Source organism: Bacillus sp. ChL18, from assembly GCF_026241425.1.
GTDB lineage: Bacteria > Bacillota > Bacilli > Bacillales > Bacillaceae > Bacillus > Bacillus velezensis.
In genome coordinates this window covers 1144288-1154642 of record NZ_JAPHWE010000001.1, presented here as the reverse complement: position 1 = coordinate 1154642, position 10355 = coordinate 1144288, and the positions used below count along the sequence as shown (strand labels likewise).

Annotated in this window: 4 protein-coding genes; 3 read left to right on the top strand and 1 reads right to left on the bottom strand. The window is 49.1% G+C overall.

Translation table 11 applies throughout. The features are described 5' to 3' along the window. Positions 1–7 precede the first annotated feature (7 nt). Positions 8–7465 carry a beta-ketoacyl synthase N-terminal-like domain-containing protein gene (locus OQ477_RS05740; RefSeq protein WP_265971706.1) on the top strand — a complete coding sequence of 2486 codons (7458 nt, stop codon included), beginning with the start codon at positions 8–10 and terminating at the stop codon, positions 7463–7465. Positions 7466–7602: 137 nt separating this feature from the next. Here the strand turns inward: OQ477_RS05740 and OQ477_RS05735 are convergent, their stop codons facing one another. Beyond that, entirely contained in the window at positions 7603–8814 is a 1212-nt protein-coding gene (locus OQ477_RS05735) for a cytochrome P450 family protein (protein WP_038460738.1), read from the bottom strand. Positions 8815–9102: 288 nt separating this feature from the next. Here OQ477_RS05735 and OQ477_RS05730 point away from each other — a divergent pair, with 288 nt between their 5' ends. Further along, positions 9103–9537 carry a NucA/NucB deoxyribonuclease domain-containing protein gene (locus OQ477_RS05730; protein WP_007611576.1) on the top strand — a complete coding sequence of 145 codons (435 nt, stop codon included), beginning with the start codon at positions 9103–9105 and terminating at the stop codon, positions 9535–9537. Between the two features lie 59 nt (positions 9538–9596). Further along, positions 9597–10352 carry a YoaK family protein gene (locus tag OQ477_RS05725; protein WP_265971703.1) on the top strand — a complete coding sequence of 252 codons (756 nt, stop codon included), beginning with the start codon at positions 9597–9599 and terminating at the stop codon, positions 10350–10352. Positions 10353–10355 lie beyond the last annotated feature (3 nt).

The following is a 10355-nucleotide window of genomic DNA, read 5'->3' as shown; positions in this document are numbered from 1 at the left end:
GACGGCTTTGCAAAACACTGAAGATCTTCTTTACAAACTATTGGCAGGCCAGCTGAAATCTGTCGGATTTTTTACGGAAAACGAAACGCAGCCTGTCATGCAGGGGTTTTACGGCAGGTGGCTGGAAGAAAGCATCACCATCTTGGTGCAAAAAGGCTTTTTGAAACAGTCAGGCAGTACGTATGTGTTAACGGGTCCGATAGAGCGTGCGGACGTGCTGTGGCAAGAATGGGATGAAAAGAAAGCTCCTTTACTCAAGGACAGCAGCAAAGAGGCGATGATCACCTTAGTGGAGACCGCTCTCAGAGCTTTGCCGGATATTTTATCCGGCAGAGTTTCTGCCACTGATGTTCTGTTTCCTGATTCCTCAATGGAATTGGTGGAAGGAATCTATAAAAACAATGAAACGGCAGACTACTTTAATGAGGTGCTCGCTGACACATTGACGGCTTTCATTGAAGAACGCCTGAAAGAAGACCCGAACGCGGAAATCCGGATATTAGAGATCGGAGCGGGGACGGGCGGGACGAGCGCGGCCGTTTTCAAAAGATTAAAAGAGTACAAACATCATGTGAAAGAATATTGCTACACCGATCTGTCAAAGGCCTTTTTCATGCATGCTGAAAAAGAATACGGTCCCGAGAATCCGTATTTGACTTATAAGCGGTTTAATGTGGAAGAGCCCCCGGCTTTGCAGGGTATAGAGGCGGGCGCATATGACGCGGTAATTGCGGCAAATGTGCTTCACGCGACAAAAAATATTCGGCGGACACTTCGCAATGCCAAAGCGGTGCTTAAAAAGAATGGGATTTTGCTATTAAATGAGATCAGCAGCCATTCGGTTTATTCTCACCTGACATTCGGCCTTTTGGAAGGCTGGTGGCTGTATGAAGACGCCAAACTGCGCATTCCCGGATGCCCGGGGCTGTATCCTGAAGCGTGGCAGTCTGCGCTGGAAAGCGAGGGATATCGATACGTTACATTTATGGCGGAATCGTCACATCACCTCGGCCAGCAGATCGTGGCGGCAGAAAGCGACGGCGTCATCAGGCAAAAGCAGCCGGACGCGCAGGCGGTTGAAGAAACTGCGGCTTCCAAAGAGCCGGCTGATTTCACAGCACCGGCTTTCTCAGTCACAGACAGGACCGTGCAATTTATAAAAGAAACGTTAGCCAAATCCATAAAGCTTGCTCCCGAGCGCATTCAGCCGGAAACCAGCTTTGAAAAATACGGCGTCGACTCCATTTTGCAGGTGAATTTTATCCGCGAACTGGAAACATTGACGGGCGAGCTGCCGAAAACGATCTTATTTGAACACACGAATACGAAAGAACTTGCCGAATATTTGCTTGAAACTTACCCAGATAAGCTGCAGCAGGCATTCGGAGCCGAACAAGCGCCTCCTGAAACGGAGCATCCGGAACCTGCAATGAATGAACCGGTGCCGCTTGTCACGGAAACGCGGCGATTTATCACTGAACAAAAAGAGCCAAAAGCGCCAAAGCCGGAAACAGAAACCGTCACCGTTAATCGTTCTGATCGTGACGACATTGCCATTATCGGCATCAGCGGCCGCTATCCCGAATCTGAAACGCTCGATGAGCTGTGGGAGCATTTAAAAGCCGGAGACAGCTGTATTACGGAAGTCCCGGAAAACAGATGGAAGTCCGGTCTTCTGAAAACAATGGCAAAAGAAACACGAAAAGAAGAACGCAAAACACGGTACGGCGGATTTCTGCAGCATATTGACGCTTTTGACCATCACTTGTTTGACATCCGTGAAGACCATGTGATGGAGATGACGCCTGAGCTCCGTCTAAGCCTAGAAACCGTATGGGAAACATTTGAAAACGGCGGTTACTCGTTAGAAAGAGTAAACGAATGGCAGGAATCAGACAGCGGCATCGGTGTATTTATGGGCAGTATGTACAATCAATATTTCTGGAATATCCCGTCATTGGAAAAAGCCGCGCTCAGCTCTAACGGAGGGGATTGGCATATCGCCAACCGCATTTCCCACTTTTTCAATTTAACGGGTCCGAGCATGGGCGTTACGACCGCATGCTCCAGCTCACTGAGCGCCATTCATCTCGCCTGTGAAAGCCTGAAGCTTAACAGCTGTTCCATGGCGATTGCCGGAGGGGTCAATCTCACGCTTGAACCGTCTAAATATGATGCGCTCGAACGGGCGAATTTGCTTGAACAGGGAAGTGAGAGCAAAAGCTTCGGAACCGGCACGGGCCTGATGCCGGGAGAAGGAGTCGGGGCGGTGCTCTTGAAGCCGCTCTCCAAAGCGGTTGCTGACAAAGACCATATTTACGGGGTCATTAAAAGCAGCGCGTTGTGCCATAGCGGCGGAAGGCAGATGTACACGGCTCCGGATCCGAAACAGCAGGCGAAGCTCATGGCGGCTTCCATTGACAAGGCGGGAATCAATCCGGAAACAATCAGTTATGTTGAATCAGCGGCAAACGGCTCTGTATTGGGAGATCCGATTGAGGTCATTGCCCTGACAAATGCGTTCGCGCAATATACCGATAAAAAACGATTTTGCGCGCTTGGATCCGTCAAGTCAAATCTCGGCCATTTAGAGGCGGCCTCCGGCATGTCCCAGCTCGCGAAAGTGCTGCTGCAAATGGAGCGGGAAACATTAGTTCCAACCATTAATGCAAAACCGCAAAACCCGAATATCGCGCTTGAACAAACGGCTTTTTACCTGCAGGAAAAAACCGAGTATTGGGAGCGTATGAGGGATGCCGAAACGGGGGACAACATACCGCGGAGAAGCATGATCAATTCCTTCGGGGCAGGCGGGGCATATGCAAATCTCATCGTAGAAGAATATATCAGCCCGAATTCCGATCAGGCCCGTCACGGCGATGAGGAATATATTTTCCCTGTGTCAGCGAAAACAAAATGGAGTTTTGAAGCCTATCTTGAGAGACTGGCGGCCTTCTTAGAAAAGACGCCATCTCTTCATCCGGCCGCCATCGCATCCGCGCTGCAAAAAAGAACGCATCATTCGGAGTATCGGGCGGCATTTACGGCTGCTTCCGTTCAGGAACTGTTGGAAAAGCTGGCCGCTTACCGCATGGATCAGCGGAATCTCAATTTCTCCGATCCTGATATTGGCCGGCGTGCGCGGCAATGGGAAAAAGGAGAGAATATCGCGTTTGATCAGTTGCAGCAAGAGCACGCCGTTCATCTGCCGGCCTACGCTTTTGACCACGGGACTTCTTTTCAATTCGGTGAATCAGAAAACGCTGCCGGCGTTCAGGCGGTATACAGTGATGACGACCCATACGTGAAAGGGCATCAATTCAGCGGAGAACCGGTACTCGTCGGCGCTACATATAACAGTCTGGCAGTCGATCATTTTTGTGATCTTTTTCCTGAAGCGGAAGGAGGACAAATTAAAAAACTGAATTACGCGAGCCCCATTACCGTAAAAAAAGGCGATCGCATCGAGCTGAAAACAGAATCGAAACAAAACGGGGATGGATTTGAACTGAGCATAATGCACCGCAGCCGCACGTCCCCTGATTGGAGCATAGCGGCGTATGCCGAGTGCAGCCCGTATCCGTTTCAAAAGCAGCACGCGGATCTGGCGGCCATTCAGCGCTCTTACCGGGAAGTGGGCCGGATAGATGAGTTATACGGAGACGGAACGGGAACTGTCGTGTGGGGAGAAGAATTTAAAACGATCACCCGCCTGTACAAAGGCTCTGATGCCGTTTTAGCGAAAGTGAACCTGAACAATAGCGACTCACAACAAGCGCATCATTATGCCGTAAATCCATTAATCGCCAACACTGCTTACTTGGCCTCGCTTTCTTTATTGGACCAAACGGAGGCGGAAAGCTATCTGCCGTTCGGCATTAATTCCGTCACCTTCAGCAGCCCGGAAGATCTTACCGATTGCTGGCTGCACATCAAGCTGGCCAAACAAACGGGGGAAATGATTCTGATTAACGCAGATGTCATCAGCAGGCGATCGGAAGTGGTGATGCGTTTTGAAGGCTATGCCCTGAAACGGTTCCGCCCGAAAACCGAACAGATAAATCAGCCGGCCCGAACGGCTGTGAAGAATGCGGGAGCACCGATTTTTGCCGGCAGTCTGACAGATGATATCCGCAGCTACGTCCTTGGCAAGCTCGCCAAGATGATGGATGAACCCGCGCCATCTCTTCGTTCTGACGCAAATATCATGGAATTGGGACTTGATTCAGCGAGCCTGATCGGGCTGACAAAAGAGATCGGCCAAGAGGCGGACATCGATGTGAATCCAACATTGTTTTTCGAGTATCCGACCGCGGAGGAGCTGACCCGCCACTTCGCGTCAGCATATAAGAGCAAGTTTTCTCAACTGCTTGCCGATCATAAGCATTCAGAAGAGGCCAGGGTCACGGAAACAGAAGAGCGCACTTTACCGAAGAAACAGCATCCGCCTTGTGATAACGCCGATATCAAGCAAGGAATCGCGATTATCGGTATGTCAGCTCAGTTTCCGCAATCCCCGGATATCCAGTCTTTTTGGGAGCACATCGTAAACGGGGATCACTGTATTACCGAAATTCCGGCGGACCGCTGGGACTGGCGCCGTTACGCCGGTGATGAGAATGACACGAGTCTCAGATGGGGCGGTTTTATTGACGGTGTCGGCGAATTTGACCCGCTCTTTTTCGGAATTTCCCCTAAAGAGGCATCACAAATGGGGCCGGAGCAATTTCTGCTTTTGATGCATACATGGAAGGCAATGGAGGATGCGGGCCTGACAAATAAGGAATTATCAAGCAGACCGACAGGCGTTTTCGTTGCCGCGGGCAACAGCGATCCGAACAATGGAACAGCCATCCCGTCCATCATTCCGAACAGAATATCATATGCCTTGAATTTACAAGGACCGAGTGAATATTACGAGGCTGCCTGCACGTCAACGCTGGTGGCATTGCACAGGGCGGTTCAATCAATCCGTCATAACGAATGTGAGCAGGCTGTCGTGGGAGCCGCCAATATTCTGCAGTCGCCGAAGGGCTTTATCGGTTTTGACTCAATGGGATATTTAAGCAAAAACGGCCGGGCGAAATCGTTCCAAAAAGATGCCGATGGCTTTGTCAGAAGCGAAGGGGCGGGCGTGATCATCATCAAACCGCTTGAGGCGGCAATTGATGACGGCGATCATATTCACATGGTCATTAAAGGAACAGGAGTGTCTCACGGCGGTAAAGGCATGTCGCTTCACGCGCCGAATCCGGCGGGAATGAAGGCCGCGATGAAAAAAGCGTACGAAGACACCGATGTTGATCCGCAAACCGTCACTTATATTGAAGCGCACGGCATTGCTTCCGAAATGGCAGATGCGCTGGAGTTTAATGCAATCAAAGCGGGTTACGGCGAGTCTGCAAATCAAGAGGAAAGCGCGCCTTGTTATATCAGCACCGTGAAACCTTGCATCGGGCACGGCGAACTCGCTTCCGGACTGGCCGCCCTTATAAAAGTGGCGATGGCCATGAAGCATCATACCATCCCGGGCATTCCCGGATTTACAGCTGCAAATGAGCAAATGGCCATTCAGAAAAGCCGCTTCCGTTTCACCGAAGACAATCAGGAATGGACACAGCTCACCGACCATACGGGCAGACCGATCCCGCGCCGGGCCGCAATTAACAGCTATGGCTTCGGCGGCATGAATGCGCATGTCGTCTTGGAACAGTACAGCCTGAGCCATAAAGACACAGAATCTGCGTGTGAACCGCAGCTTATCGTGCTTTCTGCTAAGAGCGAAGGGCGTCTTAAGGCGGCCGCAGGTCAGCTGGCTGATTTTGTGCAAACTGGAGATACTCCGTCATTGCGGGATATTGCTTATACGCTTCAGACCGGCCGTGAGGCGATGAACTGCCGCCTGGCACTCGTTGCCCGCAATCAAGATGAATTGCTGGAAAAACTGAAAGAGTACAGAGCATTTTCCGAAGAAAGCAATGGAATGAAAAGCTTCTTTACAGGCAGTCAGCAGACTGGATCAGGAGATATCGGCGTTTTACTGGAAGGGACTCTCGGTACAGTCGTCACAGAGACGCTATTGGCTGAAAACAATCTGGAAAAGCTTGCATTTTGCTGGGTGAAAGGTGCGGATATACCGTGGGACAGACTCCACCAAGGCAAATCTGTTCAAAGAGTGCCGCTTCCGACATATCCTTTTGAAAACCATAAGTATTGGAACGGCGGTCAGCCAGAAGACATCAGCCTTGCACCGGTTTCCCAGAATCCTCAGATCCGCTGCGAGAGCGTGGCTGACATTGTGGCAGACATTTTGGGGATGGAGCCAGCGGAAATGGATCAAAATAAGCCGCTGACTGAATACGGCTTCGATTCAATCTCCTCTATTCAGCTGCTGAAAAAACTTGAGGGCGGAGACAGCCGCATCAGTCTGGAGGCTTTTCAGAAATGCAGCACTGTTCAGGAGATTAGCATGCTGTTAAAAACGAACCAATCGCAGGAGGCGGGCCGAAATTTTCCCGAACTCGTCAAGCTGAATGATAGAGAAAAAGGCCGTCCTGTTTTTTGGTTTCACGGCGGAACGGGAGGCGTTGAAGCATACCAGCCATTCGCGAAAAAGAGTCAGCGACCTTTTTACGGCATCCAGGCAAGAGGTTTGACAGGGAAAGAGCCGCTGCAAGGAATCGAAGAGACGGCCGCTTCTTATATGAGAATCATCCAAGCGGTACAGCCGAAAGGCCCTTATGACCTCGGCGGATATTCCTTGGGCGGAATGCTTGCATACGAAACCGTGCGCCTCTTGCAGGAGGAAGGTCATACGGTAAAAAGCGCCGTCATGATCGACACCCCGTACAGTGATAAATGGAAAGAAAGAAAACCATCTGTTAAGTCAGTCATGCTGCAAACGATCAATACGATGCTTACAGCATATCTTAAGCCTGAAAACCTTGAAGAGGCATTAATCAGCAGAGAAGACATTACCGTCCAGGCTGAGGAAGAAGAGGTATTGAAAGAATTGATCGGCCTTGCCAAAAAGCGCGGTCTGCCAAAATCCGAAGAAGCGATCCGGATGCAGCTGGAGCAAATGATGAAGACGCAGCTCGCTTACGGAATGGAAGAGTATGACATGAAGCCGCTGCCTCATCCGGAAGCGCTGCAATGCTACTACTTCCGTAATAAAAGCGGTTTGTTCCTCGGAGATCTTGAACGTTATCTGACAGCAGAGGAAGAACAAATTCCGTTAGACCAAGATGCGTATTGGAAAGAATGGGAACGCCAGATGAAACAGTTTCACCTGCTGGACGTTCACTCTTCCAATCATGTCACAATGCTGTCGGAACCAAAGCCGCAAAACGCCATTAAAGCATTCTGCGAAAAACTGTACGCAAACAAAGGAACGATAAGCGCAAATTTCCTTAAATCTTTCAGAAAAAAGCTGGACGAAACAAATGAGTTGGTAAAACGGTAATAGAGAACGGCCGGAGCAATCCGGCCGCTTTTTTATCTATATAGAACTAAATTAACTATGTACTAAATCTTCAATGTCATATTGATTTCCGTTTATAAGACATTAAAAAAACCCCCGATAAACAAGGGGGGGCGATATTAAAATCTGACAGGCAATGTTTCAAGCCCTCTCAAAAACACATTTTTTCTCCATGTTACATCCTCGGGCGCGCCTTTCAGCTCTATATTCGGAAACCGTTTTAAAAGCGCGGTAAAGGCAATGGATGCTTCCATCCGGGCGAGCGGAGCCCCGAGACAAAAATGAATGCCGAATCCAAAAGAAATATGACGGTTCGGTGTTCTCGCTATATTTAATGTATCAGGATCATCAAAATATTCCGGGTCCCGATTGGCTGAACCGATGCCGATAAATATCATATCACCTTTTTTAATAGAAACATCTTTATAAGTGAAATCTTCAATCGCCCATCGATTCGCCATCATGATGACGGGAGAGGTATAACGCAAAAGCTCTTCGACCGCCGTCTGGATATCTTCGGGCTGCCGCTTTATCTTCTCCATCTGGTCTTTGTGCAGAAGAAGCGCCAGGGTGCCGGAGCCAAGAAGGTTAACCGTTGTTTCAAGCCCGGCAACGACTAACAAAAACAGCATGGAATACAGCTCTGATTCACTCAGCTTTTGGCCGTCCTCTTCAGCGTAAATAAGCTTGCTCGTCAAGTCTTCACCCGGATGTTTTCTTTTTTCTTCGATCAGTGTTTTCATATATTGTTTAAATTCTTTGAGAGCCTGGTTGGTCGCATCTTGTCCGCTTTCTGACGTGTCGACCATTGCGTTTGTCCACACTTGAAATTTGGCGCGGTCCTCTTTCGGAATTCCGAGCAGCTCGGAAATGACGATAAACGGAAGCGGTGCGGCGAAATCTCTCATGATATCAGGGTCTGCTTTTGTTTCCATTTCATCCAGCAGCTCTTCTGTGATCTGCTCTATCCCGGTGCGAAGCTGCTCAATCATCCGGGGAGTGAACCCCTGATGCACCAAAGATCGAAGACGTGAATGATCCGGGGGGTCTTTTGCCAGCATATGCTCTGAGACAAAATCGATATCTTCACTGACATTCAGCTTCGCGATCAGCTCCTTCGGCATGACCCGTTTTACATCTCTCGTAATTCTGCCGTCTTTTAAAAACGCCATACAATCATCATAACGCGTGATGAGCCAAGCCGGAAAGGTGCCTCCGAAACGCTGCAGTTCGAATTTATGTATGGGGTCCTGCTCTCTGAATCTGCTTAAAACCGCAAAAGGGTTTTCGTGAAACTCGGGTGAGTGTGGGTGAAACATTGTTTTTTCCATCTGGATTTCCCCGCCTTCATGTTTTTGAAAAGACATAACAAACAGCCGGTGCCTGCCGACCGGACGGCATTCCTCCTTTTATCTGCCGAAGACACTGATCACAACGGCTCATAAGTATGTCTAAAATATATAAGGAAACAGAAGCCGGTTCAATAGACAAATCGTAAAGCCGCCATTTTCGTTGATTATCAACAAAACAGCAAACTTTTTTTTCCATTTCATCATGTGTGTTAAATCCGGCTAATATACATATTTACGCTTCATATCAACTTCTTAAGGAGGATGTGAATGAATGCGTTTATGAAATGGGCGGCAAGTCTGCTTTTGGTGATCTCTCTTCAGTTCGGTCTTACGGGCGCCGGCATCCATTCGGACAGTGCTGCTCGTGCCGCATCCCGATACGATCAGGTGCTGTATTTCCCGCTGTCAAAATATCCGGAGACGGGAAATCATATAAAAGACGCCATTTCGGCAGGTCATTCTGAGATTTGTACAATTGATCGGGGCGGAGCGGAGAATAGAAGGAAAGAATCATTGAAAGGAATTCCGACAAAGCCCGGGTTTGACCGTGATGAATGGCCCATGGCAGTCTGCACAGAAGGCGGGGCGGGGGCTGATATCAGATATGTAACCCCGTCGGATAACCGCGGGGCCGGTTCATGGGTTGGAAATCAAATGAGCGGATACTCCGACGGCACGAGAGTACTATTTATCGTTCAGTAGCTTCTCCGGTTCGCCGGAGTTTTTTTATGCTCTGAAAAAGCGGCACGCCGGCTGGACATATGAAATGGCAAAGAGTAAACTTATATGTTGGAATCAGCATGAGAAAGGATTGGATCACATTGACAGTGACTACATACCGAAATATTGCACTTTTACTTCTTTGTTTAACAGCGGGAATTGTGGATGTGATCGGTTATTTAAGCCTGGGACATATCTTTACCGCCAATATGACGGGGAACATCGTTCTGTTCGGCCTGGCGATCGGCAACTCATGGCACCTTGCCGTACTCAAATCGTTAACCTCGTTAATCGGATTTATTGCCGGCGTTATTGCCGCGGCCCTGCTTGTGGGCAATAAAAAGAAATCATTCTGGCCCTCTGCGGTAACTGCCGCTTTTGCTATTGAAGGAGCTGTTTTGCTGCTGTTTGCTTTGTTCTCCTGCTTTTTTGCAGATGCCATTTCTGTTTATGTGCTGATTATGCTGCTCAGCTTCGCAATGGGAATGCAGACGACAGCCGCGAGAAAACTTGGTGTAGCGGGGATTTCCACGACCGTATTAACGGGAACGCTCGCTAATTTTTTTGAAGATCTCACCGCAAGGTTTTACAAAGCGGACAAGCGGAAGCAGTTTACGAGAGATGCTGTTTTGCGCGCGCTTGCCTTGGTGCTGTATTGCTTTGGGGCGGTCATCGGCGCTTTTGCCGAACCGGATTATAAGTTTGCCGTGATCTGGCTTCCGATTATCATTATTTTAGGCATTATGCTTTGCGCATTCACGATGTTCCACGGATATTCTGAAGAAAAAAACCAATAAAAA

What these genes read in the sequence shown, in the direction of transcription:
- OQ477_RS05735 (WP_038460738.1), bottom strand. Translation starts at nt 8,814, where the DNA reads ATGGAAAAAACAATGTTTCACCCACACTCACCCGAGTTTCACGAAAAC.
- OQ477_RS05730 (WP_007611576.1), top strand. Translation starts at nt 9,103, where the DNA reads ATGAATGCGTTTATGAAATGGGCGGCAAGTCTGCTTTTGGTGATCTCT.
- OQ477_RS05725 (WP_265971703.1), top strand. Translation starts at nt 9,597, where the DNA reads ATGAAATGGCAAAGAGTAAACTTATATGTTGGAATCAGCATGAGAAAG.